The organism is Citrifermentans bremense R1 (assembly GCF_000426865.1).
In the GTDB taxonomy this organism is placed as follows: Bacteria; Desulfobacterota; Desulfuromonadia; order Geobacterales; family Geobacteraceae; genus Geomonas; species Geomonas bremensis.
The window spans coordinates 74,027-100,615 of the sequence record NZ_KE384581.1; the positions used below are offsets into that span (position 1 = coordinate 74,027).

At 57.4% G+C, this 26,589-nt stretch carries 21 protein-coding genes; 14 read left to right on the forward strand and 7 right to left on the reverse strand.

Annotated features, from left to right (window positions below):
• Positions 1–9 precede the first annotated feature (9 nt).
• From secF to K419_RS0119305, 11 genes are all read left to right on the forward strand, one after another.
• Positions 10–930 (forward strand): protein translocase subunit SecF, encoded by a 921-nt coding sequence (gene secF / locus K419_RS22520; RefSeq protein ID WP_051293133.1) that lies wholly within the window; start codon positions 10–12, stop codon positions 928–930.
• A gap of 25 nt (positions 931–955) precedes the next feature.
• Positions 956–2,710 (forward strand): cation:proton antiporter, encoded by a 1,755-nt coding sequence (locus tag K419_RS0119255; protein ID WP_026842962.1) that lies wholly within the window; start codon positions 956–958, stop codon positions 2,708–2,710.
• A gap of 40 nt (positions 2,711–2,750) precedes the next feature.
• Positions 2,751–3,218 (forward strand): universal stress protein, encoded by a 468-nt coding sequence (locus K419_RS0119260; protein WP_026842963.1) that lies wholly within the window; start codon positions 2,751–2,753, stop codon positions 3,216–3,218.
• Between the two features lie 530 nt (positions 3,219–3,748).
• Entirely contained in the window at positions 3,749–4,378 is a 630-nt protein-coding gene (locus tag K419_RS0119265) for a type IV toxin-antitoxin system AbiEi family antitoxin domain-containing protein (RefSeq protein ID WP_026842964.1), read from the forward strand.
• Positions 4,379–4,390: 12 nt separating this feature from the next.
• On the forward strand, positions 4,391–5,257 hold the full coding sequence (locus K419_RS0119270) for a nucleotidyl transferase AbiEii/AbiGii toxin family protein (RefSeq protein ID WP_026842965.1): 867 nt from the start codon (positions 4,391–4,393) through the stop codon (positions 5,255–5,257).
• A gap of 660 nt (positions 5,258–5,917) precedes the next feature.
• Complete coding sequence (locus K419_RS0119275; RefSeq protein WP_026842966.1) at positions 5,918–6,658, forward strand: nucleotidyltransferase family protein; 741 nt, start codon at positions 5,918–5,920, stop codon at positions 6,656–6,658.
• Positions 6,655–7,431, forward strand: a complete 777-nt coding sequence (locus K419_RS0119280; protein ID WP_026842967.1) for a sugar phosphate isomerase/epimerase family protein — start codon at positions 6,655–6,657, stop codon at positions 7,429–7,431. The genes K419_RS0119275 and K419_RS0119280 overlap by 4 nt, the downstream gene beginning before the upstream one ends.
• A 747-nt stretch (positions 7,432–8,178) precedes the next feature.
• Positions 8,179–8,670 (forward strand): pyridoxamine 5'-phosphate oxidase family protein, encoded by a 492-nt coding sequence (locus K419_RS0119290; RefSeq protein WP_026842969.1) that lies wholly within the window; start codon positions 8,179–8,181, stop codon positions 8,668–8,670.
• A 220-nt stretch (positions 8,671–8,890) separates the two neighbouring features.
• Positions 8,891–11,884: a cache domain-containing protein gene (locus tag K419_RS0119295; RefSeq protein ID WP_026842970.1), complete on the forward strand. Its 2,994-nt coding sequence runs from the start codon at positions 8,891–8,893 to the stop codon at positions 11,882–11,884.
• A 179-nt stretch (positions 11,885–12,063) separates the two neighbouring features.
• Positions 12,064–12,225: a hypothetical protein gene (locus tag K419_RS23945; protein WP_012528954.1), complete on the forward strand. Its 162-nt coding sequence runs from the start codon at positions 12,064–12,066 to the stop codon at positions 12,223–12,225.
• A 38-nt stretch (positions 12,226–12,263) separates the two neighbouring features.
• On the forward strand, positions 12,264–12,983 hold the full coding sequence (locus K419_RS0119305; RefSeq protein WP_026842971.1) for a YkgJ family cysteine cluster protein: 720 nt from the start codon (positions 12,264–12,266) through the stop codon (positions 12,981–12,983).
• A gap of 123 nt (positions 12,984–13,106) precedes the next feature.
• Here K419_RS0119305 and K419_RS0119310 read toward each other — a convergent pair whose 3' ends face one another.
• Positions 13,107–14,915: an amidohydrolase gene (locus tag K419_RS0119310; protein ID WP_026842972.1), complete on the reverse strand. Its 1,809-nt coding sequence runs from the start codon at positions 14,913–14,915 to the stop codon at positions 13,107–13,109.
• A gap of 26 nt (positions 14,916–14,941) precedes the next feature.
• On the reverse strand, positions 14,942–15,604 hold the full coding sequence (locus tag K419_RS0119315) for a hydrolase (protein WP_026842973.1): 663 nt from the start codon (positions 15,602–15,604) through the stop codon (positions 14,942–14,944).
• Between the two features lie 224 nt (positions 15,605–15,828).
• On the opposite strand from K419_RS0119315, the gene K419_RS22525 reads away from it, so the two are divergent.
• Together K419_RS22525 and K419_RS0119325 are read left to right on the forward strand one after the other, a co-directional pair.
• On the forward strand, positions 15,829–16,206 hold the full coding sequence (locus tag K419_RS22525) for a response regulator (protein WP_051293135.1): 378 nt from the start codon (positions 15,829–15,831) through the stop codon (positions 16,204–16,206).
• Positions 16,207–16,239: 33 nt separating this feature from the next.
• Positions 16,240–17,904 (forward strand): sensor histidine kinase, encoded by a 1,665-nt coding sequence (locus K419_RS0119325; RefSeq protein WP_026842974.1) that lies wholly within the window; start codon positions 16,240–16,242, stop codon positions 17,902–17,904.
• A 110-nt stretch (positions 17,905–18,014) separates the two neighbouring features.
• Here the strand turns inward: K419_RS0119325 and K419_RS0119330 are convergent, their stop codons facing one another.
• From K419_RS0119330 to K419_RS0119340, 3 genes are all read right to left on the reverse strand, one after another.
• Positions 18,015–21,653: a DUF748 domain-containing protein gene (locus tag K419_RS0119330; RefSeq protein ID WP_026842975.1), complete on the reverse strand. Its 3,639-nt coding sequence runs from the start codon at positions 21,651–21,653 to the stop codon at positions 18,015–18,017.
• A gap of 193 nt (positions 21,654–21,846) precedes the next feature.
• Positions 21,847–22,311 carry a DoxX family protein gene (locus tag K419_RS0119335; protein ID WP_026842976.1) on the reverse strand — a complete coding sequence of 155 codons (465 nt, stop codon included), beginning with the start codon at positions 22,309–22,311 and terminating at the stop codon, positions 21,847–21,849.
• 42 nt (positions 22,312–22,353) lie between these two features.
• Entirely contained in the window at positions 22,354–22,599 is a 246-nt protein-coding gene (locus K419_RS0119340) for a hypothetical protein (RefSeq protein ID WP_026842977.1), read from the reverse strand.
• Between the two features lie 339 nt (positions 22,600–22,938).
• On the opposite strand from K419_RS0119340, the gene K419_RS0119345 reads away from it, so the two are divergent.
• Entirely contained in the window at positions 22,939–23,535 is a 597-nt protein-coding gene (locus tag K419_RS0119345; protein WP_226377744.1) for a DUF922 domain-containing Zn-dependent protease, read from the forward strand.
• Between the two features lie 73 nt (positions 23,536–23,608).
• On the opposite strand, the gene K419_RS0119350 is transcribed toward K419_RS0119345, so the two are convergent.
• Positions 23,609–24,199: a hypothetical protein gene (locus K419_RS0119350; protein WP_226377745.1), complete on the reverse strand. Its 591-nt coding sequence runs from the start codon at positions 24,197–24,199 to the stop codon at positions 23,609–23,611.
• Positions 24,200–24,710: 511 nt separating this feature from the next.
• The gene (locus K419_RS0119355; RefSeq protein ID WP_026842980.1) at positions 24,711–26,531 is read right to left on the reverse strand and encodes a KUP/HAK/KT family potassium transporter; all 1,821 of its coding nucleotides are present in this window, start codon (positions 26,529–26,531) and stop codon (positions 24,711–24,713) included.
• Positions 26,532–26,589: the final 58 nt, after the last annotated feature.

The following is a 26,589-nucleotide window of genomic DNA, read 5'->3' on the forward strand; positions in this document are numbered from 1 at the left end:
GAAAAGACCATGCAACTTATCAGCAATACCAACATTGACTTTATCGGCAAGAGGAAAGTCAGCTTTGTCATATCGAGTATCATTGCCATCATCGGCTTGATTGGTATCCTTCAAATCGCCAGGAACTCCGCCAACATGGGCATTGGTTTTTCCGGAGGCACCTCGGTCCAGCTAAGCTTCACACATCCTATCCCTCAGGAAAAAGCACGCAAACTGCTTACCGACCACCTCCTCAGAGAGGTCAACTTGCAGGAGATAAAGGGAGGAAACAGGATTCTGGTAAAGGTCGGTAAATCCGGGGCGGACGTTTCCGAAACGATCACGGCAGTATTTAGCAAGGAGTTTCCTGGCAACGCCTTTGTCGTTGAAAGCTCGACTGATGTCGGTCCCTCGATCGGTAACAAACTCAAAACGGATACTCTGAAAGCTGTGGGCCTTTCCATGATCGGCATCATCCTCTATATCGCTTGGCGGTTCGATTTTAAATTCGGAGTAGGTGCCATAGCCGCCACACTGCACGACGTGCTCGCAATGGTCGCTTTGTTTTACCTTATGAACAAGGAGATCAACCTTCTTTTCATAACCGCAGTCCTGACCATTGCCGGCTACTCCCTTACAGACACCGTGGTGGTTTTCGACAGGATCAGGGAAAACCTGCATAAGTATGTGGATGATACCAAAGAGGGCCTGTTCAACAGGAGCATCAACGAAGTTCTCCCTAGAACCGTGATCACTTCACTGACCACATTCCTTGCAGCCATCTCGTTATTCCTGTTCGGCGGCGAGGTGATTCACGATTTTGCCCTGGCACTGGTAGCCGGCATCATCATTGCCACATATTCATCCATATTTATAGCAAGCCCGATCGTTGCGGTGCTTGAGGCAAGGCGGGGCGGATGGGAGTTGGCGGAACGGGCACGGCTTAAGTAGGACCAGTAAGGAGGAACTGTAAAAAATGCACAACCTCGATCTCATCATGACAATAACCGGCGGCTTTACGGCAGCACTGCTATTTGGGTACCTTACCCATCGCCTGGGCATGTCGACGATTGTCGGCTACCTTTTGGCCGGCATTGCCGTCGGATCGCATACCCCTGGTTTTGTCGCGGACCGAGCCATGGCTGAACAGTTCGCCGAAATCGGTGTCATCCTGCTCATGTTCGGCGTAGGCCTTCAGTTTCACCTGAAGGAGTTACTTGAGGTGCGGCGCGTAGCCATACCCGGAGCCCTTTGTCAGAGCGCCGTAGCAACCCTCCTTAGCTGCCTTGTGGCGAGGTGGCTGGGGTGGGGGTGGTCGGCAGGGATAGTGTTTGGCTTTGCAGTTTCGGTGGCCAGCACGGTGGTTCTGCTTCGCGTCCTGGTTGACAACAACGAGATGCACACTCCGACCGGCCACATCGCAGTGGGGTGGCTGGTCGTCGAGGATATATTGACCGTGTTTCTGCTGGTAATTCTGCCGATACTGTTCGGCGCTGGTACGGCGGACTCGGCGAGTCTCCCTGCGGCTATAGGCATCTCTTTGGCTAAGATAGCAGTTCTCGTGGGGCTGACCTTCTGGGTAGGTGGGCGCATCATCCCATGGTTCCTGGAGCGTGTGGCCGCTACCCATTCGCGCGAACTCTTCACCCTCACCGTCCTGGTCCTTGCCCTGGGGATTGCCGTTGCATCGACAGAGGTCTTCGGCGTCTCCATGGCGCTAGGCGCATTCCTGGCGGGGATGGTGGTGAAGCAGTCCGACTTCAGCTTTCGCGCCGCCTCGGAGGCGCTTCCCATGAGGGACGCCTTTGCGGTCCTCTTCTTCGTCTCGGTGGGAATGCTTTTTAACCCGGGCCATCTGATGCAGGAACCGGGTCTCGTGCTCATTACCTTGGTGATAATCCTGCTGGGGAAGCCGTTGGCCGCGCTGGCGATTGTGCTTGCCCTGAGGTATGCCCCTCGTGTGGCACTCTCAGTTGCCGTCGCCCTGGCTCAGATCGGCGAGTTTTCGTTCATTCTGGCCACGGCAGGTAGGGACATGGGGGTGTTGGGAGAGAGTGGAGCAAATACTATAGTTGCCGCTGCGATCATCTCGATCAGCCTCAACCCGCTTTTGTACCGGCTTATTGGTCCCTTGGAGCAGCGGGCAAGGCACACCCGTCTGTGGCAAATACTTGAAGCAAGGTCAAAACCACATGCGCTAGGCGGCGCAGCGGTCCCAGGCCTGCATTCGGTATCCCGTGACCGTGCAATCGTGGTGGGGTACGGCCCGACAGGAAAAACTCTGGTGCGCCTGCTAGTCGACAACGGAATTGATCCGTTTGTGGTGGAGATGAACATACATACGGTTCGGCAATTACAGGCCGATGGGATTGGAGTAATTTATGGTGACGCAACCAACCGCGATACGCTCTGCGCTGCCGGGATACAGGATGCCGTCGCCCTCATCCTCACCTCTTCCGGAATGCAAGGGAGTGAGGAGACTATCCAGTTGGCCCGGGAGATAAACCCGAGACTGCGGATCATCGCCCGCACCACCTATTTGCGGAATATACAAACGCTTCGCGAGGCTGGAGCTGAAGCGGTTTTTTCAGGTGAGGGTGAGATTGCGCTCAACATGACCGAACACATGTTGCGTAAACTCGGAGCGACTGATGAACAGATAAGCCGTGAACGAGACCGAGTCAGAGACGAATTGCTCGGTGGCTCAATGACCGGGCCTGGTGTGACATGACGTTGTAAATTCCCTACCTGAACTACGGAGAGGTGCTGAAATGAGAATTCTTCTCGCAATCGATGGATCTCCGTCTAGTGACGCCGCAGTAGACGAGGTGTGCCGGCGACCTTGGCCTGCCGGCAGCGAAATTCGGCTGCTAACCGTGCTTTCTCTTGTTGAGTTCAGCAATTTGCGTCAAACTTCTCATCAACCTATGACATATGAAGACATTTTCGAAAAGACGGGCTGGAAAACAGTAAAGTTTCTGGCCGATGCCGTAACTAAAATCGAACAACGCGCGCCTGATTTGTCAGTAACGCCGGTAGTGCTTGAGGGGCGGCCGAAGGATGTCATCCTCGATGATGCGGAAAGCTGGTGCCCGGATCTCATTGTTGTCGGATCCCATGGCTATGGCAAGATCAGGCGATTTTTCCTTGGATCAGTGTCACTGGCCATCGCTCTCAATGCAACTTGTTCTGTTGAAATTGTACGTCCCCCATTCTATGACCTGGATTCCGAGGAATAGTGTTAGATTCGGTAGGATATTGGAGTCACCATTCTCAATGATCATCCTCAGGCAACGGCATCGTAAGCTTCCCCTTCAAACAGACACATACCCCTTCACGGTGGTCCGTCCGGGCTTTTTCGCATTGCGGTTTTGGTTTCATCCTTTTGTGCTCGGCAACCATTTCTTTGATCTCGGCAAGAGGCTCTCATCTCCCTGTACCGGGTGGGGCTGGGAGATGAAGTTGATGATGCCTGAATCGGAAATTTATTCCTCTGCTTGTCGCCAATCGGTATATGCAGTTGCTGGCTAAATGACTGACACGCTTGCCTTTTTGTCCCACTTAGTGGTTTTACCCATGCCGCCGCAGGCCGCCTCGCTAGATGCACCTAGTGACAATCGCACCGAATCTATCTATCGCCGTAGCTGGGGGCAGCTTTATGCATGGTATGTATAGTATTTAATTACATGTGAGGCGTAATTCTGCCGCAACACCCATAGTAAGTATAGTTTTTCTATACATACTATGGGTATTACGGTATAGTCGCCATATGAGGAAAAATCCACTCGCCAACATCCCCTTTGAAGAATTCGACTATCAGATGCTCCTGGATGCCCTTCAGGAGTACCGGCAGCCGCGCATGAAAATCAACCGGTTGCTTGCTGATGTAATCATCGTCCGCATCAAAAAAGGTCTGTATATCTTTGGCGAATCCACTCGAAGACGCCCCTTCTCGCGAGAGATCCTGGCGAACCTATGCTATGGGCCGTCCTACATTTCGCTGCAATACGCCCTGCACTACCACGGCCTCACGCCGGAAAGGGTAGAGACGGTCACCTCTGTCACCACAGGGCGTTCGCGTGCCTTTTCCACTCCGGTTGGTCAATTCAGCTACCGCACTATTTCTCTTGAGGCTTTCCCAGCCGGCATGGGGCAGTACGATCTGGCAGATGGCCGCCATTTCCTCATGGCCACGCCCGAAAAGGCTCTCGCCGATACCATCGTTGCCGACCGTGGCACCGGCATTGTCAATGTGAAAGAAATGCGGGAATACCTGGCAGGACTCAGGGTTGACCAAAGTGTGTTAAAGGACCTGGACCGGAAGCTCTTAGCTAATATCGCGCAACGTTACCGCTCCCGTCGCTTGAGGTTTCTCTGTGATCTGGTGGGCTGGCTGTAAAAAGGATGAGAGATGAACCAAGCGATTGCACAGATGCTTGAGAAGTACAAACCCCAGAGCCTTGACGACACGACAAGAGCTTTGAGAGAAATCATTCAAGAAGTAGCTCTCTTGGGTCTTTTTCGTGCAAAATTCTTTGAGCACGCTGCCTTCTATGGCGGGACTGCTCTTCGCATCCTTTACGGCCTGGACCGTTTTTCCGAGGATCTCGATTTTTCTCTATTGGCACCCTCGAAGGATTTTGACCTGGCGAAATACAGCACTGCGCTGGAGGTGGAGCTGCAGTCCTTCGGTTTCAAGATCACGGTCGAAAAGGTGGATAAAGCAGTTGGAACAGCGATGCAGTCGGCCTTTCTGAAGGGAAACACCCGGAACGAATTGCTCGTCATCGAGACCAGGATGGATCTGGTCACTTCGATCCCCGCGAATCAAACAGTGAAGGTGAAGCTCGAGGTCGACACGGACCCGCCCTCTGGGTTCAATACGCAGACGAAATACCTTTTGAACCCTACCTCCTTCTCTGTGCGGACTTACACCTTGCCCGACCTGTTCGCCGGCAAGATGCACGCATTGTTATGTCGTAAATGGAAAAACAGGGTCAAAGGGCGGGACTGGTACGACTTCGTTTGGTACTTGGCGAACCACCCTGAACTCCACCTCGCCCACCTCGAGCAGAGGATGCGGCAAACTGCTCATTGGACCGGAGATGATCCCTTATCTGCCGATGCCTTTAAAGTCATTTTGAACAGTGCCATTGATCGGCTCGACGTTGATCAGGCCCGCCAGGACGTGGCTCCATTTGTAAAAGATCAGCGGGCGCTCGATATCTGGTCACAGGATTTCTTTCGAGACATTGCGGGGAAAATCAGAATAGCCTGATGCCCCACTTCAGCGAAACTAACACACGTATCAAGGGGGACAGGTCCAGTTTGGAACGCTTGTCGCCAAAGTTCTTCCAGATGCGTCTCTGGAAATGAGATACAGCCATGTGGACCTCAACGGCGAGATGATGACAGGCGAGTGCGGCTCGACGCCGGAATTATTGAAAGACGGACGCATCAGACTGAATGAGAAATGGAAGTGGACCTGCGGCGATTGCTCACAAGGTGAATCTACCGTGGAAGAATTACTGCCTGGCGATTTCAGCTAGCAGCCTGCTCTATCACCGCCCACCTCCCAATGCTTCTGCTCCGGCATCCGCTTGTTAAGGTGTCCAAGACTTCAGGCGCATCCTCTCATGCCCCTTTTCAACAACCCTTCGCACCCTCTTCCTTCCCCAAATAGGCTGCTTGCCCAATTTCCCTTTTCCAGTACTATTGGGTATTGTTAATCTTCTGCTTCTTTCTGTACCCCCGCTAAGGCCTATTCATATTCCCCCAAAGCTTCTCTCTGCTAGTAAAGCACGTGGTACATGGCACCTGTAGTTTGTTGGACTAAAGGAGGCTGACTGTTTTCATGCGCAACAATGCAGTGAGGTTCAGGGGGTAAGGTCACCGCAGGCATTATGAGTTGTCATCCTCAAAACGGGAGGGCGAAGCTTTGCAAGCATCACACGGCCCGGAAAACGCTTCTGAAATAATGGCGGGGCTCATTCCGCCGGAGCAATGGACGGTCTACGCCGATTTCATCACGGAAATGGCCAGGCGCGGCCTCCCGCACGCTATCGGCGGCGGGTTGGCGGTCTCGGCCTATTCCGCCTGCGTCCGCAATACCAAGGACATGGACATTTACCTCCTGGAGAAAGACAGCCGGCAGGTCATCGAGATGAGCAGGCAACTCGGATTCGAGGAGTACACCGAGGTGCCGTACGATCGGACCTGGAGTTACCGCTGTTCTCGCGGGGGCTATATCATAGACTTGCTCTGGTACATGCTGAATGGAAGGAGTTCCATAGACGAGACTTGGCTCACCTTGGGGTGGGATCTTCTGGTTCGCGAAGTGCCGATCAAACTCCTCCCTGTGGAAGAGCTGATCTGGTCGAAGCTCTACATTCTCAGGCACGATCGTGCCGACTGGCCCGACATCCTAAGTCTGCTCTATGCACGCGGAGTGGAACTCGACTGGGACCGCTTGCTTACAAATCTGGGGGCGGACCAGATGGTATTGGGGAGCGTGGTGAATCTGCTCCGCTGGTTCTGCCCTGGCCTTGCCTGCCGGCTCCCTGAGTCCATCTGGGCTCCGATGGGGCTGCTTCCTCCGTCGTGCTCTACTGCGGAGACCGACCACGATAGGGTGGCGCTTTTCAACTGCGAGCATCTTTTTGGTGGAGGCTTGTCATGAAAATAGGAGCCATGAACCATCCCTGCCGCAATCCCGCCGACGAAATACGCCGCTTCGCCGACATGGGGCTCGACTTCATCGACTTGACGCTGGAGCCGCCGCAAGCCGGATGGTGGCAATGCAACGTGCAGCAGATAAAGGCGGCGCTGGCGGAGACCGGAATGGGGGTGGTAGGCCACACCGCCTACTATCTCCCCATCGCCCATCCCTTCGAGGAGGTGCGGCGTGGGGCGATCGACGGATTTCGCCACTGTATTGAGATTTTTGCCGAGCTAGGGGCGAAGGCGATGAACATACATCCCGACGCCCACGCGCCGATGCATGACCGGTCCTTCGTAATCAGCCAGAACCTGAAGAGCCTGACCGAAATCATGAAGGCGGCGGAGGGGACAGGCGTGAGTGTCATGGTTGAAAACCTTCCCCGCAACTTCAACAGCGCCGCTCAACTGGCGGAACTGCTCGATCCCCTGCCGCAACTGGGGCTGCACCTCGACATCGGCCACACCGAGTTGATGGTGAAGACGAGCACCGCCGACGAGATCTTGGAGCGTTTCGGCTCGCGCCTCATGCATGCCCATCTCCACGACAACAAGGGGGGGGATGCCGATCTCCACCTCCCGCTCGGTGCCGGGGTCATCGATATTCCCAGACACCTCGCTATCTTGAAGAAGTCAGGCTATGACGGCACCATCACCCTCGAAGTATTCACACCGGATACCAGCTACCTGAAGTACAGCGCCAAGAGGCTTCGTGCCATGTGGGACGAAGCGTGATTTGCTGGGAGAAGCCGTAACCGTGCAGGAGATGAGCGATCGTGGAATACCTGAAGTCGATCTAGCGCCAGCACAACACCAATGAAGGTTGAGGAGGTTACCGATGAAAAAAGTTATGGTCATAGCGCTAGCAGTGAGCGCCGGCGTCCTTGGCGCGTGCTGCACACCGTGTGTTTCACCCACAACCAATGAAGTCCCTATGTACCCGGTTACAGTGGGGGAGAAGACGTCGCTTTATGAAGTGGTGGCGCCCAATGCCCTGAGACTGGCCCCGGGTGTCGGCTTCAAGGAAGTACCAGGGCCTGGAGGCAAGAACAACGGCATAATCCTGATGAGGCCAAACGGGGCTACCGGCGGATACATGGCCTGCGGATGCATCGGCGCGACAACGAGTTCCTGCGTGACGACTTCTGACAACCCGGACCACCCATCCTGCAGCGGCGGCTGCAGCGACAGTGAGGGGAACCCGCAACCTTGCCAGTTGTTTGGGCCCATCATAGGCCCTCCGAGGGATCCCTTGATGATTCGATTCCTTGCCGGCCCACCCCCGGGGTAAAGGCGGGTTGAGCGGTCGTTGGAAAGAGGCAGTTATCTCTATGAAGGTAGCTGCCTCTTTTGCTTTATACGGTCTGGAGCTTTCATGACAGCACAGGCGGTTTGACTTTGGATATGTAGACGTAATATAGTGCCTGCTTATTTGAAAATTCTTACCTAACTTGCTCGCCACCTAAACAAGGAGAGAGGGACATGGAGATAGAAAAGCACTGGCCCATGATAAAAGCGGTATTGGAAAAAGCGCACTCGACTAATCGTCATTGTGCCATTGCAACAGTTAGTGAGGACGGTACGCCCCATGTCACGCCGATAGGCTCGCTCTTTCTCAGGGACGATTGCACAGGTTTTTATATCGAGAGTTATTGTCAAAAGATGGCGGACAATCTCAAATGCAATAATCGTGTCTGCATCATGGGCATCAACAGTGGGATTGGATACTGGTTGAAGTCGCTTTTTTCCGGACGTTTCCCTACTCCTCCTGGCATAAGGCTTTATGGGACCGTCAGCGAACTCAGATTGGGCACTAAAGATGAGATAGAGTATTTCCAAAACCGGGTGCGGGCATTCCGGAAGCTCAAGGGGCATGATCTTCTTTGGAAAAACATGAGACATGTGCGGGAAATACAGTTTCGGTCGTTTGAGCCCGTGCATGCGGCAAAGATGACACAGCATTTGTGGTTATAACGGTAGGTACGGAGCGGTACAGCGAACATGCCACAGGTGCTAAAGAACTCGGCTAAAGTGGTTGCCTTATATGTATTAAGTGATTTGGCAGACGGTATTTCGTAATCCCTTGTCCAATCGAGATTTATCTCTGATAAGATCTGCCGATATTACATTGAAGGTAAATAGAGCTTTGGTCAGCTGTTCGAAAACTGTCCAGTGTCCCTTCCGAGGCATGTGAATGTTACGTCTTTCGTCTCTCTCAATCCGGTCACTTTTGCTACTGATAACATGTATTGTGGCATTGCCTGCTGCGGTGATAATCCTGTACTCAGGGATCGAGTTTCGTAACGCCATGCTTGGAGAAGCACGAAAAGAGACAGTCAAATTTGCAGAGACGATAGTAAACGAACAACGGAACCTAGTTGTGGCCGCCGAACAGTTGATGACGGCATTGGCGCAACTTCCAGAGGTGAAGGCGGGCGACACGGCGAAGGTCGAGTCGGTCCTGAAAGAGCTGCTCAAGTTGAACCCGATGTACGCAAATATCACCATCGCCGACTACGAAGGCAAAGTTTGGGCCACCGCAGTCCCGGCAGCCGTGCCGTATAACCTCTCCGACCGCTATTATTTCAAGAGCGCCCTGGCAACCGGAAAACTCTCCTCCGGCGAGTACATCGTCAGCCGCATTACCACCAAACCAGTCTTCAACTTGGGCTACCCGGTAAGAGACGACAGCGGCGCAATCGCCGGGGTCATCGGCGTCGCCTTCAATCTCGAGAACTACCGGGATCTGTTGCAGCAGATGCGGTTGCCGGCCGGTTCCAGCTTCACCATCATAGATCATCGCGGCACCATCCTTGCCAGGGGACTGACCGAGGGGAATTTTACCGGGAAGGCTTACACAGCAGATTCCTTCCGCAAAATGGTGGAGGGGTCGGACGAAGGGGTGAGCATCAGGAAGGGGCTGGCAGGAGACACAAGGATCATCGCCTACCGCAAACTGTACCTCCCCGGGGAAAAGACCCCGTACCTGTACGTCACCGCAGGTATCCCCGTGGAAGCGGCAACCCAGAAGGCGAACCGGGCGCTTGTCCTGAGCGCGTTGCTTTTATCGTCATTTCTGGCCCTTGCCTGCCTTTGCGCGGTGCTTATCGGCAAGCGCTGCATCGCTGACCGTTTGCAGCTTCTGGAAGACGCATCTAGGCGGGTTGCCTTGGGGGACCTGCGCATTCGCGTCTCCGAGGCTGTGACAGGAGGCGAACTCGGCAGCCTCGCCCAGACACTGGACGGCATGGCTGATCAGCTTTGTACCAGAACGGATGCCCTGGCTCACAGCAAGGTCTTTATGAACACGATCATCGAGACCGAGCCGGAATGCGTCAAGCTCCTGGACGCAGAGGGGAGGGTGCAGATGATGAACGGCGCCGGCCTGAAGATGATTGAGGCAGATTCGCTGGCGCAGGTTCAGGGGCAGTGCATTTACCCGCTGATAGCTCCCGAACATCGGGACGCCTTCATTCAATTGACCCAGCGCGTCTTTGATGGCGTTGCCGGCAACCTGGTCTTCGAGGTGCACGGCCTCAAGGGGGGGCACCTCTGGGTCGATAGCCATGCCGTCCCTTTTCGCAATGACAGGGGGGAGATCGTATCCCTTCTTGCCATAACCCGGGATGTCACTGAGCTTAGGAAATCGGAGGAGGAGCGCCGGGAGAATCTGCTGCTGTTCGAGTCTCTTATGCGGCACTCGCCGATGGGAATCCGCATCTTTGAAGGGGGTTCGGGCAAATGCATCCTGCTTAACCAGGCCACCGCCGATATTGCGGGTGGCAACATGAAAACGATGCAGGAGCAGAACTTCCGGGAATTAAAGTCATGGCGGGAGAGCGGCCTGCTCGCCGCTGCGGAAAAGGTGCTCGCGGACGGCGTGGTTCGGGTAGTCGAGGCGGATATCTGCACGAGCTTCGGAAAATCCGTGGTGATGTCCTACATCCTGTCCAGGCTCCTCATCAAGGAAAAGCAGCATCTGCTCGTCGTCGGCCGGGATGTGACTGACGAAAAAAGGCTGACTGAAGAGAAGAAAAAAATGGAAGCCCAGATGCTGCATGTCCAGAAGCTGGAGAGCCTGGGGGTACTTGCCGGCGGCATCGCCCACGACTTCAACAACATCCTGATGTCGGTCATGGGGAACGCGGAGTTGGCGCTTTTGACTCTTCCCCCTGAATCTCCTGCCCGAACCAACCTGCAAAACATAGAGATCTCTTCACAGCGTGCGGCTGACTTGGCTAGGCAGATGCTGGCCTATTCCGGCAAAGGGAATTTCATCATCGAGGAGATCGATGTCAACAAGCTGATAAACGAGATGAACCACATGTTGGAGGTCTCCATCTCTAAAAAGGTGGATGTCCGCTTCAATCTGGACAGTGGGCTGCCGCTGGTGTCGGTCGATGCGACCCAGATCCGGCAGGTCATCATGAACCTGGTGATCAACGCTTCCGAAGCGATAGGCGATCGCAGCGGAGTGATATCGATCTCCACCGGCGCCACGGAGTGCGATGCCGCGTTTCTCTCCAAGTTGTGGCTGAACGACACGCTTAAGGAGGGAACCTACCTCTACTTTGAGGTTGCCGACGATGGGTGCGGCATGGATCAGGCTACCTTGGCCAAGATCTTCGACCCTTTCTTTACCACCAAGTTCACGGGGCGGGGCCTCGGCATGGCTGCAGTCCTCGGCATCATACGGGGGCACAAAGGGACTATCGAGGTTCACAGCGAACCGGACAAGGGCTCCAGGTTCACCGTATTTTTGCCGGCTCTTCCTCCAGGCTCTGCACGTCCAGTGCAGGAGGCGGAAGCGGGTCAGCTGTCGCCGGGTTCCGGCACCATACTGTTGGTCGACGACGAGGAGACCATCCGCAACCTCGGCAACGAGATGCTCCAAATGTTGGGATACCGCGTGCTTACTGCGGAAGACGGGTTGGTCGCTGTGGAGCTTTTCAAGGAGCACCACGGCGACATCACCTGCGTCATTCTGGACCAGACCATGCCGAACCTGGACGGGGAACAGACCTTCCGCATCCTGCGCAGCATGGATCCGTCCATCAAGGTGATAATGTCCAGTGGTTTCACTGAACAGGACATCGCCGAGAGGTTTATCGGAAGGGGCTTGGCGGGTTTCATACAGAAACCGTACAAGCTTGCCAGTTTAAGCAGGAAGCTCCAGGAGCTGGTGTAAACCTCCCCACTTTTAACACTGTTCAACCCCCGCCTGATTCGCTTCTCCCCCGGCGTTCAACTCGTAGCTTTCCCTCTTTTTCTTGCCATCCTGCGGTAATTAGCTTATTTTAAGTGCCGTTTTTCCGGCGTATTGGAGCGCGCCCATCACCTGTATCTCAAGAACCGTTAGGAGGGATTATGTCCACACCACTGATTGCTCTGGCAGTTATTCTCGCGGTATTCGCCGTGGTGTTAATACCTTTGATGATGGTGAAGTCGGGCCAGGCACCGGTAGACGAGCCGCGGCACGATCATGGCGGCCAGGCGAAAAAGAGCCACAGAAAGAAAAAGAAGCGCTGACCGGGATCCTGTCACGGGACCCGCAAGAAAGGAATGAGATGACGGCAGAAAAGGCGATGGGCGACCTTCTGGATATGGTCAAACAGCAGCAGGTTTTTCTCGAGATGTTCGTGCGGTCTTGGGTCGACGACTATCGCTCCAGCGGCGGCGCAATCTTCTGCGGCAAGGGGTGCCGCAACTGCTGCAGTCTTGCCGTCCATACCGGCTTTGTCGAGGCACTCGCCGTCGCCCGGCAGCTGGACGAGGCGCAGGGGAGGGCGGTCGAGAGCTACGCGGTGAAACTCAGGGACCTGCTTAAGGGAGTGACCGAGCTTCCTGAATATCTGCGCCTGCACCGGCAGACGATGGGATTTTGCCCGCTTTTGACCGATGCCGGCGCATGCGGCGTCTATCCGGTGCGTCCCCTGTCCTGCCGCTCGCTCATCTCCACCCGGGAGAGCGTCTGGTGCGGCGCCGATTTCTCACAGGTTTCTCAGGCGGAACGGGAAGCGTTCGTGGCCGCGCTGGACCGGAAGGTGGTCGCCTTCCCGAGCCACTACGTCGCAGTGCTCCAGGAGAGCGGGAAAGAGCTGGAGGAGGCGGGCGCAAAAAACATGGGCGAGTTTCTCGGGTTCTCCCTCTATGGCAACCTCGGCGTCCTGGTCCATCTCTGCCGCAGCCACGGCCTTGCAGAGGCCTGTCTGGAGGGGAAAAGTTCTGCTGCCGGCCGCATCGCCGGGGCGGGTTTCGACCACCCGCTGCTTATGACCCTCGCCTAGCCGGAAACCTTCTCACCCCGCAGTGTCCGGTTAGGTCTTTGCACCACATGAATCAAGCAGTTTCCAACTCTCCCCCTCCCGCCGGGCGCCCCTTTCTCACAGTGTCGTCTGCTGCCTATCGCCTCAGAAGGCGAAGCAGTCGCAACCTCCCCCCCAGGGGAACGAGCCTGGCGCCGTGCGCAACGGTCTTTCGATGGCGTGGCGGCAGCATGACCTGAAGGCGTTCTGGTCGTGAACGCGGCTGTGGTATCCGCCATAGCTGCCGACCGGGGACCAGTCGGGGCTCACCGGGAGAGGCGGCGGCGCCAGGCTGCCGAAATCTCCCGCGCCATGAACCACCTTTCCTCCCACGATAGTCAGCACCGATTCGATGCCTGGAATTTCCTCCTCGGCGACTTTGAAGTAATCCGCTGAAAGAACCGCCAGGTCTGCCAGCTGTCCGGGCACGAGCCTTCCCTTCTTTTCCTCCTCCCCGGAAAACCAACTGCTCCCGACCGTGTACAACCGCAGCGCGCCCAGCCTGTCGATGCGGTTTTGCTCGGGGTAGAGCTGCATCTTTCCCACCGTGCGACCGCTGACAAGCCAGTACAGGGCAACCCAAGGGTTATAGCTGGCGACCCGGGTGGCATCGGTGCCGGCGCCAACCGGTATGCCCATGTCGAGCATCCTGGCGAAGGGGGGAGAATTCGCGGCGGCGTCCCTGCCGTAGCGTTCCCTGAAATACTCCCCCTGGAACGCCATCCGGTCCTGAATGGCGATGCCTCCGCCCAGATTCCGCACCCGTTCCAGGTTTTCCGGCGTGATGGTCTCGGCATGGTCGAAGAACCAGCGCAGGTCGTTGAAGGGGACGTCCCGGTTCACCGCCTCGAAGACGTCGAGGAAGCGGGTGATCGACTCGTTGTAGGTGGCATGGAGGCGGAAGGGCCAACGGTTCTCCGCCAGCAGGCGAACGACTTGTGACAGCTCCCGCTCCATCATCGGCGGGAGATCGGGGCGCGGTTCCAGAAAATCCTCGAAATCCGCGGCGGAAAACACCAGCATCTCTCCTGCCCCGTTGTGGCGGTAGAAATCGTCCCCGGATCCGGGCGACGAGCTCCGCACCCACTCGGTGAAATCCTCCAACTCGCTTTTGGGGTGTTGCGTGAAGAGGTTGTAGGCGATGCGCAGGGTAAGCCGGCCGCTTGCGGCAAGCTCCTCGATGACGCGGTAGTCGTCAGGGTAGTTCTGGAAGCCGCCTCCCGCGTCGATGGCGCTGGTAAGTCCCAGCCGGTTCAATTCGCGCATGAAGTGCCGGGTCGAGTTGAGCTGGTCCTGGTAGGGAAGCTTCGGCCCCTTGGCGAGGCTTGCGTACAGCAACATCGCGTTCGGCCGCGCTATCAGGAGCCCGGTCGGATTCCCCGCCTTGTCGCGCTGGATCTCGGACCCCGGCGGGTCCGGCGTGTCGCGGTTGTACCCAAGAGCACGCAGCGCAGCTTTGTTGACCAGGGCCCGGTCGTAAAGGTGGAGGATGAACACGGGGGTGTCCGGCGCCGCCTGGTTGACTTCCTCCAGGGTCGGCATGCGCCGCTCGGCGAACTGGAATTCCGTCCACCCTCCGATCACGCGCACCCACTGCGGGGGCGGGGTGCGCCGCGCCTGCTCGCGCAGCATCCCCAGCGCGTCGTGCAGCGAGGGGACGCCATCCCAGCGCAGCTCCATGTTGTAATTGAGCCCGCCACGGATCACGTGGATGTGGGAGTCGTTCAGCCCAGGAATCGCCCGGTGCTTTTTGAGGTCTACCCTCTTGGTGCTCTCGTCGGCGCTTTCCAGCAGTTCCGCTCCGCCGATAGCGGTGACGCGGCCTCCGGAGACGGCTAAAGCCGTCACCTCGGGGTTATTTTCGTCGAGTGTGGTTATGGCGCCGTTGTAAAGAACGAGTTCAGGTCCCTTCATACCTTTTCTCCTCCGGCCTTTCCCCTCTAGCCTTCGCTGGCGTGTTCTCCCAGCATGCTTTTGGCGTAGTTGATGCCCAAGCCGTACCCTCCCGCATGTTCTTTGGCCACGGCCATGACCGCGTTGTAGGTCTCTTGGCGCGCCCAGTCCCTCTGCCATTCCAAGAGCACCTGCAACCATGTCGTCGGCACCGCGCCTGCCTGGATCATCCTCCGGATGGCCATTTCGTGCGCCTCGCTGGTTACCCCTGCCGACGCGTCGGTGACGATGTACACCTCGTAGCCGTCATCCAAGGCCGACAAGGCGGCGGTGGCAAGGCATACCTCGGTCCAAAGCGCCGCCATCACCAGCTTTTTACGGTCGGTCCGCCGGACCGCTTCCACCACCTTGGGGTCCTCCCACGAGTTCATGGTGGTGCGGTCGATGGGGTCGGTTTCGGGATACACCTCCTGCAGGTTGGCGAATATGGGTCCGCTGAAACTCTTGGCGGCGACGGTGGTGAGAACAACCGGGACGCTGAAGATCCTGGCGGATTTAGCCAGGCCGGTCACGTTGTTGATGAGGAGCTGGATGTCGATGGAGTGGGATGCAAATGCCATCTGAGGCTGGTGGTCGATAAGGAGCAGCATCGAGTTGCCGGGTGTCAACAAGCGGGGGCTTGCTCCGCCATTTCCTGCTGAATTTGCCATGGTTAGCCTCCTTTGATTTCCTGTCGGTAGGGTTTGAAACTCAAAGAGCGTATAGTATTTTAAGTGTGAGTCAATGTTAATCCCGTTCGGTCCGTCTTCCCTTCAGCCGTTAGGGGGCGTGTCTGTCATATCTTGCTCACAGTCTTTACTTTGGATAACCGGATGCTATCTTGATACCGGCTTGTTATTGCAGTCGTTGCACCTGTGAGCTCAGGAGTAAGCCAATGCGGATCTTAGTAGCAGAAGACGACCCAACCATCAGGCAGATGATGGCGACGCTGCTGTCACGGTGCGGTTTTGACTGCCGCAGCGTCGATAATGGCCGCAAAGCCGTGGAGGCGTGGGAAGATGAAACCTTTGATTTCATCTTCATGGACGTACAGATGCCGGTCATGGACGGTTTCGCCGCTACCAGGATGATCCGCGAAAAGGAAGCCCTCAAAGGAAGCCACACTCCGATCATCGCCCTGACCGCTCACGCAATGGAGCAAGACCGGCAACAATGCCTCGACTCCGGCATGGACGATTACCTCTCTAAGCCAATCGACCTCGACGAACTGTTCTCTCTTTTAAAAAACGACTACTCAAAAGGCGTCAGCTAAGCCTTACCTCCCTCTCCCCTTACAAGGGAATCCATGATGCCGGAAAGCCGAAACGACATGGGCGATCAGAACCATCAGCAGTATTCCGCGCTCTACAAGGAGCTCATCTTCGCGGAACAGGTCAAGCAGCTTTACCGTCTGGCTCCGCTGGGGATGGTGGCGACGTTAGTGAACGCGCTGCTTGTGTTCTTCGTCATGAAGGACGTCATGCATCGGCGGTTTCTCATCTTCTGGCTGTTCGCGATCGTCTTAGTCACCATCCTCAGAGGCTTGCTCGGGTTCCAATATGCGAAGCACCAGCCTGAACCGGCGCAGGCGCGGCCTTGGGCAAACCGGTTCCTGGTCGGCTTGCTGGCTATAGGCGCTGCGTGGGGAAGCATCGGAGTCTTCTCCTTTGCCGAAGCATCCATGGCGCACCAAGTCTTCATCTCCTTCGTCTTGGGCGGGATGGCGGCCGGAGCGTCAACGACCTTCGCGACGGTGCGTCATGCCTACCTTGCATTCAGCATCCCGGTCCTCATGCCGCTTATCGTGCACTTCGTTCTGGTCCAGGACACCTTCCATTCCTTCATGGCTGCGATGACCGCTCTTTTTGGTTTTTTGCTTTGGCGCATCTCGCTGCACAATTACACGATAAACCGCGACTCGCTGCTGCTCAGCTACGAGAACAGGGAGATAATCGAGACCCTGAAGCAGGCGAAGGAGCGGGTCGAAGGTCTGAACTCACAGTTGATGGAGGAGAATGCTGCCAGGCTCGAAGCTGAAGCGGCGTTAAGGGGTAATCAGGAGCAGCTCGAAAAACTGGTGGAGGTCCGGACCGCGGACCTTGTCAGCAGCAACGAACAGCTGAAAAAGGAGATCGAGGAGAAAAAGCAATACGAAAAGGCGCTGCTGCAGGCCGGGGAACGGCTGGCCGTCGCCCAGAGGCAGTCGGAGGCGGCGAACAGGGCGAAAACCGAGTTTCTCGCCAATATGAGCCACGAGATGAGGACGCCCCTGGCGGGGGCGCTCGGTATGATCAGGCTGGTCCTCGACATGAACATCGGCGCGGAGGAGCGGCAACTCCTTGAGATGGCAAAACGGTCCGCGGATTCCCTGGTGAGGATCATCGCCGATCTGCTCGACTTCTCCCGGCTGGAGGCCGGGGTGATGACCTTCGAGAATAAGCCGTTCTCGTTGAAGGAGGTGGTCAGGTCGGCGGTGGAAGTGGTTTCCCTGGTCGCGGAAGAAAAAGAGCTCCACCTTTCCTGGCCCGTCGACGGCGCTGTTCCCGACCAATTGAGTGGCGACGAGGGAAGGCTCAGGCAGGTGCTGGTGAATCTCTTGGGGAACGCGGTGAAGTTCACCGAGCGAGGCGGGATAGAGGTGAGCATCAAAACCTTAGAGCCCCTTGAGGCCCAGGGGGAGCGATACGTCGAGTTTTCCGTGAGGGACACGGGAGTCGGTATTCCCGCCGATCAGTTGCAGAGGATATTCGACCGCTTCACCCAGGTGGATTCATCGCTTACCAGGCGGCATGGCGGCACCGGCCTGGGCCTCGCCCTCACGCGCCAGATCGTCGAGAAGATGGGGGGGAGCATCTGGGCTGAGAGCGTTATCGGCTCAGGAAGCACATTCCATTTCACCGTCCCCATGGTGCCGAACGCGGCAGCCGGGCCTGAGCGTGATTCGGACCGCCCTTTGGAAGGCGATCTTTAGCGGGGCTCGGAAAGTCAGTCACTTTAGCATGGAGAAGCAATGGCACGCCACGGACCCTGAAGCCCTGGCAGGCGCGGTTACTCTCTGGCCTGCCAGGGAACGTTGTGCCATCAGCGGGCGATGGCGTTGAACTCGACCCTGCTGCGGAGCGCACTCTCCTGGGCCGGCGGGTGGTAGATGTCCTCGCTTCCCTGGAAAAGCCGCTCGGGCGGGAGCCCGCCTTTTGCCACAAGGTAGTTGACCACCGCTGCCGCCCGCTCCCGTGCGAGGGACTGCAGGTCGGCTTCTGCTACGACCGTGTTGGCGATGATCAGCTTCCTCATCTCGTTTGCCGGCAAGTCCTTCACAAGCCCCAGCGCGTTGCGCGGCTTGGGGAACTTCTCCTTCTTGTAGACCGCCTTCAGGAAACTCTTGTATTCCTCATCGGACAGTTTGACCGTCTCGCCGCTCTCCCCTTCCTTCGACTCTTTCGCCTTTTGTTCCTTTGCCTGGTACAGGTATTTCTCGTGGCGCAGTTTCCGCTCCAGGAGTTCCTGCCGGTATCCCTCCGGGTCCTTTGCCTTGTCGACGAAACCCTTGATCTCCATCTTCACGCCGGGGCGGTCCGCGAGCACCTTGGCCAGCTTTTCAAGTTTCTGGCTCTCCCCCTGAGACAGGATGCTTGAGCCCGGCTCGAACTGGACGGTGCTGAAGTCTTGGCCGCCTCCGGTCAGTGAGGACAAAAGCGCGAACGGCGAGGTCGCCGCCTTCACTAGCAGGTTCTTCAGCACCTGTCCGACCAGCCTCCAGATGCTGAATTGAGGATCGTCGGTGCGGCCGGTGACCGGGAGGTCCAGGTGGATCTCCCCCTTGCGGTCCTTCAGTAGGGCGATGGCGAGGCGCACCGGCAGATTGGTCGCCTGGTTGCTATCCACCTTTTTGCCAAAGGTGAACTGGTCGATGAACACCCTGTTTTCGGAAGAGAGCTGCTTTTTCTCGATGAGGTACTTGAGGTCGAGGAAAAGCTTTCCTTTGTCTATTTCGTAGCCGAGGTAGGTCCCCGAGTACGGGGTCACCGGGGAGAGCTCGATGTCCCGGAAGGAAATCTTGAGGTCGACGAACAGGTCGTCCCGCAGCGGGTTGAGCCTCCCGGTGATCTGCATCGGGGAGTGGTTTTCCAGGTTGCCCCGCAGGTCGACGTCGGCGAACTTGGACTCCTCAGAAGAAAGCCCGCTCACGCGCCCACCGAGGTTGTAGAAGGTGCTGTTGAAGGTCTGCGGCAGGTGGTTGTCCGTGAAGGAGAGGGTGCCGTTTTGGATGGTGACGCTGCCGACGGATACCTGACGCGCTGGCGGTGCGGCTTTGGGGGGCGACGTGGCGCCGGTTGGCGCGGGAACAGCCGGTGCCGTGGCCGTGGCCGTGGCGACGCGCGGCGGTTGCATGGCGCTGGCGGGCGCGGCTGCCGCAGGCTGTGGCGCCTCCGCTTTTACCAGGTCCTGCAGGTTTAGGCTGCCGTCTTTTCTGACGATGACGCGGGAGTAGACGTCGTTCAAGGCGACCTGTCGGATGTTCAACGAGAACGGCTCCAATTCGCCCTGGAATTCGTCGAACTGCAGGCTCTCCCACTTAAGGAGGTCCTGGTCCCCGACGGCGTCGATGCTGTGGAAGTCGCGCACCCCCGCGCTCCCCTTGAAGCGCCCCTTGGTTTTGCCATCCCTGGCGGCGACGTCCAGATTGAGGGAAAGGTCGGCGGTGCCGCCGATGACGGAGAAGTTGAAGGAGTCTGGAAAGTACGGTTCGAAATCCCGGATGGGGAGCCGCGCGACGCTCATCATCCCCTGGTAGCGAAACGGCGCCGGCGTCAGCGTCCCCCGGGCCTTGAGTCCCGCGGCTTTGCCGTAGGTGGATGCGAAGGTCATCGGCATCGGCGCGAATTTCGGCCCCTGCAGGTTGGAGAGGGTGAGGCTCGTGTTCTTAAGCGTGTAGCGGGGGGGCTCCTCGTAGGTCTTGTCCGTGAAGGCGAGCTTGAAGCCGTCGAGCTGGAGACGTTGCACGCGATAGGCGAATTCTTTGGATTTGTCACTGGCCTCCCTGCGTGGTTTCCGGGGCGGCGCCGGCTTTGACTTTGGCTGCTCGGCGAGAAGGGAGAGAGGCGACAGCGTCCCGTCGGCTTCCCTTGATAGGGAAAGGTTCCCCCCTGAAAGCCTGACCTCGCCAACCTCCAGCCTGTTTGCGCTCTGGCGGAAGCTGGCGTCCTTTACCTGGAGCGTCGCCAGGTCGAACCCTTCCTTACTGCCGTAGCGGGTGGAGAGCCCGGCAATGGCGAGATCCCCTTTTTGCACCCTGAGCCCCTCAAGCTCGCTGTAGAGGAGTTCTGCAGAGAGCCCCACCGTCCCTTGCACCGGCGCGGTAAGATACTGCCGCAGGTAGGGCCAGGCGCGCCCGAGCTTTGCCCCGGCAAGCTGGATCGAGGCGGTCAGCGACAAAGGGGCAAGGGCAAACTGCCCTCGGCTCTTGAGGGTCGCGTCATCGACCAGAAGCGAAAGGTCGTAGCTGGCGGAGCCGCCCGGTCTGGTGCTGAACTCCTTCAGTGTCAGGTTGAGATCGGAAACGGTGCTGGTGAAGCCGCCTTTGGGGATGGCGTCGTGAAAGTGGACGGTTCCATTGCTGCTGACAAAGGATCGCGCCGCGAAGATGGCTTTTTGCTCCCCCTCGCGGTCCTTAGCCGCCTTCGGTTCTTTTGGTTCCTTCGGTTTTTCCGTGGCACCCAGTATGCGGTCGTACATCCAGCGGCCATTGCTGTCGCGGTCGATGAAGAGCTCCAGCCCGTTCAGCGCGATGGAGCCGAATTCGAAAGATTTTGCCATTACCTCCAGCCTGTCGGCTTTTAGCTCCAGCGAGGGGATCCGCAGCAGCGGTTTCCCATCCAGCAGGTTCACCCGGACCTCCGCCAGTCCCGCCCCGCCTTTCAGTATCAGCTCCGGTTTCTTTTCGGCGGATACCCTGTAGGCGAGATCCATGTCCAGGGTGAGCCGCCCGGAGGTCAGGTCTACCGGGGGAGGGACCGGGGCATAGGCAAGGTATTGGGGGAGGTTAAGCCCCTTGAGTCCAATATGCACCGATGTTTCCAGCGACTTGCTGAGCGGTTTCAGCTTTCCGGTGAAGTTGAAGGGGGCGCCGTTCACTACCGCGGCCAGGCGGGGATCCACGTACCTGTCTGCGAGGTAGGGGATGTTGCTGATAAAGGGGATGGTGATCTGCAGATCGCGGACTGTGTGCTTCCGTCCTCCAGCCGTCATCCGGTCGTCGAAGTCTATGGAACCGTTCTTCACGATGATGTTGTTCAGGGAAAAAAGGAGCGGTTTTCCTTGCTCCGGTGCTTTGCCCTTGGGTTGCCGGTCGATGATGTCGCTGAAGTTGAACCGGTTGGGTGCAGTGCGGACCAGGCTGACGCTGGGTGTATCGAGCGCGATTTCGGAAAGGACCAATGCCCGCTTGTAAACCGATGCCAGGGCGAGGGACGCTTTAGCCTCACGGAAGGCAACCAGCGGAGGGCCTGTTTTTTCGGCAATGGCAAAGTCATTGACGGTGACGGTCAGGGTGAAGGGGTTGATACGGACGGTGGAGAGACGCACCTCTCGTCCCGTTGCTTCCTTCAGGGCGCTGATTGTCTTGTTCCTGACAATGATCGGGAGAAGCGCGGTCACAAAGACGATAATCGAGATGACTATTGCTGCGGATATAAGTATGTACTTTTCAGGCTTAGACACACGGACCTCACACGGAGAGAGTCGTACAGTAGCAATACTATTATAAGCTAGCATGGATTGCGAATAAACGCATCTTCTCAGTGGCTAAAAGAGTTGAGCTGGCGCTGTATCAACAACAAGCCCGTTCCGGTTGATCGGAACGGGCTTCATTGAGGCTCAGGCAATTTTCTCCTGCCAGTCGGCACTTCAAGGATCAATGCGGTGTCCTCCCTGTCGGGTCAACGGCTATCTTACGGTCGAGCGATGCCTTCCCTCCGCCGCCGACGATGAGAGCCAATGCCATTCCCAGGACCAGCAGGTGGTACTCGAACCCTTCCCCAGGCTGCTTGCCGGTCCAATTCATGAAAAAGCCGTTGGGGAGGTGAACCATGAAGATGGCCACGACCATGTTGGCCAGGATGCCGAAGGCGGCGATTCTGGTGCAAAGGCCAACGAGCAGTCCCAAAGAGCCTAGGAACTCGGCGCAGATGGCCAGGAAGGCGAAGACCATCGGGACCTTCATGTTCTGGGTGAACATCTGCATGGTGCCGGAGAAGCCTGGACCGCCAAACCAGCCCAGCATTTTCTGCGCACCGTGGGGGAAGAACACTAAGCCCAGGAATACTCTGACTATGGTCAGGTTGATGTCGTCGCGGGTGGCGAGGATCCTATTGAACATGGCGATCTCCGTTTGCTGTCTTCCGTACCTCTGCCTGTCAGTTTACTTCTGGAAAAGTGAGCCTTTCTCAATCTGATTTTTGCGGATCTCATACTCCTGCTTGTTCATCTTTCCTGCCTTGTAATCCTGATCAAGTTGCTGCATCTGGCGGTAAGCGTTGTACTCATATGCTCCTGCGCCGATCGCCGCACCACCTAACGCTCCGCCTGCAGCGCTGCCGCCGCGGCTGCTGCAGCCAGTTGTCATGGCAACTAAGAGCAGAGCACCTATAACGTATGACTTTTTCATAGCTTGTACTCCTTTTTGAGGTTATTTGAACGCCTTGCAGATCATAACGACCGATTAAAATATGTCAATTGTTGAGCTTGCGCCTGCCGTCTCATCCAGCCCCCGCTTTTCCAGTACCGTCGGGAAACGAAAAACCGGCTGTGCCACCCCTTCGGCCCGCGGAATTTTCTCCGTCGCGCCGTGCGAGCTTTCTCTGCGCTGCAAAGGTCCGGAAATGCGCGCATTTTGTGACCTGGGTCACCCCTGACTCCTTCGGTATGAGTTATGTTTACCTCGCACTTTAATTAGATTAGGAGGGACCTCTTCATGTTCCGGCGCGTTACCACTCTTGCGGGCCTTATGGCTATTCTTCTCCTTTGCGCCTCCCCCCTTTCAGCCGGCACCAGGAGCGCTCCTTCCTGCGAGCTGACCGCCAAGGAACGTTACACCTACTACGAGATAAGCGGTAAAGATGTCGATGACCTGCGCAGGGAGATGAACCAGAGGGGTACCGTTGGCGAGGATGGCCGGGTCTATTCCGCCCTTACCAGCTGGGACATCAACTTCTCTTATGACATAGCGCAGGACGCGAGCGGCTATCGGGTCAAGTCGGCCACTACCAACGTCGATATCGAGTATCGCCTTCCGCGCGTCGGCGCCAGTTGCACCGACCCCGAGCTGAACCTGGTGTGGGCGCGCTACTCGGAGCGCCTGCAACAGCATGAGTTCGGTCACAAGAATCTGGCCTTACAGGCTGCTTCGGAGATAAACGAACTGCTGGCGTCGTTGCCTGCGTTCCCTACTGCAGATGCACTGGCTGCGGAGATCACACGGGTCACGGACGAGAAATTCTGGGTGCTGAAAGAGAAGCAGGTGGGATACGACGACGAGACACGGCATGGCGAGACGCAAGGGGCCATCCTCCCCAGTCGCGGCACTCGCTTCGCCGGTGCATAAGATAAAAAAAGGGTTACAGAGAGATCTGTAACCCTTTTTAACTTCAGTGCTTTATTCGGCAGGCTGAAGACCATTACCTCCCGCCAGAACCCATGCCGCCGCTGCCGGTGCCGGTCGTCCCGCCGGTACCCATGCTGCCGCCGGTGCCGGTGCCGGTCGTTCCACCGGTACCCATGCTACCGCCGGTGCCTGTTGTTCCGCCAGTACCCATGCTGCCGCCGCTGCCAGTGCCGGTCGTTCCGCCGGTACCCATACTACCGGTACCCTGATCGTAGGTTCCGGTACCTCTTTGCATGGTGCCGCCGGTCCCCTGGTCATAGGTCCCGCCGGTGCCTCTTTGCATGGTGCCGCCGGTACCCTGGTCATAAGTGCCGCCGGTGCCTCTTTGCATAGTGCCGCCGGTACCCTGGTCATAGGTCCCGCCGGTGCCTCTTTGCATGGTGCCGCCGGTACCCTGGTCATAGGTGCCGCCGGTGCCTCTTTGCATGGTGCCGCCAGTACCCTGGTCGTAGGTGCCGCCGGTGCCTCTTTGCATAGTTCCGCTAGTACCGACGTTTCCGCCGGCACCGGTACCCATTGCGCCGCCGCTACCCGTTTCCGGCCCCACTTTTTCCACGCTGAAATCCTGCCTGGTGGTGGAATGTGCTCCCACACCGCTTGGCATGCTGGATTCTGTCAGGCCACCACCAGCAGTCCCTCTGGCGCTGCCTGTTTTGTGAGTCATTGTTTTGTGGTGCGTCTTGGAAGTTTTGCTCATGGTCCCGGCTTTGTGGTGCGTACCGGAATGTTTGGTTCCGGCGGCGTAGCCTGTACCTGTCACCAATCCCATCAGGCCTGCCATGGCTATCACTGTAAACAACGCCCTTCTCACGCTTCTCATTTTTGGGACCTCCGTTCCTCTGCTGATCTAACAGCATGAGGGGGACATCGCCGTTTCCTTCCTTTCGTTGTACCGGCGATGCCATCTTCGGGGTTGGTTCTACCGCCAACTCCCGTCCGCTTCGCCTCTGCTTGTGGGGGGATCAACCCGCCTCACACCTCATCTTTCCTGCCTCTGTGGGGTGCTGCCAATGGATATTGCATACATCTTCCCTTTCGCCTTTTCTTAACGGTAGCACACGAAATATAAAAAGGCAACGAGTGTCATGCTGCGTAAGTGGTTGATTTTGTGCTATTTACATTTCGACCCTGGTAACCACTCCCTGTAGTTTTCCTGCTGGGAGGTTGTGGAACTGGACGAAGTTGGGGGTCTGTTTCTTCATAGTGGCGAAAAATTTCCAGAACGGATTGGCCGTCTTGATGTCCTCCACACCGTAGAAGATGACCTTTTCCTCGATCCCGTTCGCCTTCAAGAGTTTCTCGATCTCTACCACCTCCATGTAGCCAGCTTTGATGACAAAGGCGTCCAGCCCGGGGCCGAGCGCAGAGGTAAGCGCGCTCTTGAGACCGAAGGGGACATCTGTCCTGATCATGGAGATGAAGATATTGCGCTCGTAGATGATGTTGCTTCTGATGATGCTATGCACCACATAGGGTGGTACCACCGGCGTCTCCCTGGTAAAAAAAAGCCCGGTCCCGGGGATGTTCTTTCCCTTGGCGTAGATCTGATTGTAGGAGACGAGGAAGGTGTCGAGATCGAGCGGCTTGAGGGCACGGTAGAGCGCCCGCTGCCCCATGGTCCAGACCACTATGGTGGCAAAGGGGATCGATGCGAGGACGATGGACCAGTAGCCGCCATGGGGGATCTTGTTGAGGCAGGCTGTGAAAAACACCAGGTCGACAGCGGTGACGATGACGGCGAAGGGGACCTTCCACTTCATGGAGGTGCGGCGGTAGATCATGACCATCATGATCCCGGTGATGGTCATGGTCCCGGTTACCGCCAGCCCGTAGGCGGCGGCGAGGTTCTCCGAGCGGCGGAAAACCAGCATGATGAAGATGACGGCGGCCAAAAGGCACCAGTTGACGGAGCTGATGTAGATCTGGGACTTCAGATGGCTTGAGGTGTAGTCCACCTTCAAAAGCGGCATGATGCGGGTGTTGATCCCTTGGTAGATGACGGAAAACACCCCGCTGATCATGGCCTGGGAGGCGATGATGGTGGCCATTACCGCGAGAAGCAGGAAGGGGACGTAGAGCACGGGGGCCTGGTGCTGGATCATGGAGAAAAGGATGTTTTTCCCGCCGCCGTGGGAGAGGACGAAGGCGCCCTGGCCGAGGTAATTGATTGCCAGCGCGCAAAAAGCGAAATACCAGGCGATGACGATCGGCTTGCGCCCCAGGTGCCCCATGTCGGCGTAGAGCGCCTCCCCGCCGGTGGCGCACAGGATGACCTCGGAGAGGACGAAAAAGGAGGAGAACCCGTTGTCCTGGAAGAACTTGAGGGCGTAAGCGGGGTTCAGGGCTTGAATCAGTTCCGGGCGCTGCAGCAGCGAGGCGAGGCCGGAGAGGGTGAGCGCGGCGAACCAGAGCACCATCACAGGGCCGAAGAGGCTCGCCACCCGGTCGGTGCCTTTGTATTGGAACACGAACAAAAGTACCGCGATCGCCGCGGCTATCGAGATCAGCACCGCTTGGGGCATCTGCTCCAGTCCCGGTATCAGTTCCAGCCCCTCGACCGCCGACAGGATACTGATGGCGGGGGTGATGACGCCGTCGCCCAAAAGGAGCGAGACCCCGAGGTAGGAGAGAAAGGCCACGAAAGCGACCGTTCTCCCCGGCTTCAGGAGCCGCACCAAGATCTCCTTGAGCACGATGGTCCCCCCCTCTCCTTTGCGGCTGAGCTTCATGGCGAGCCAGGAGTACTCGGCGCTGACCAGGATGGTCATGGTCCAGAATACCAGGGAGAGGATCCCCATCACGTTGTCGTAGGTGGGCTTGGTGAGGGCGAAGATGACGGTGAGGGTGTAGATGGGGCTGGTGCCGATGTCGCCGAACACCAGGCCGAACGATTTCACCACGTCTTTCCAAAGCGGTGCTGCTGCAGTTTGTTTCATGGGCTCCTCCGAGCAGTGGACTGCGAAGAGCGGAAACAGCCCGTCAGGACGCAAAAAG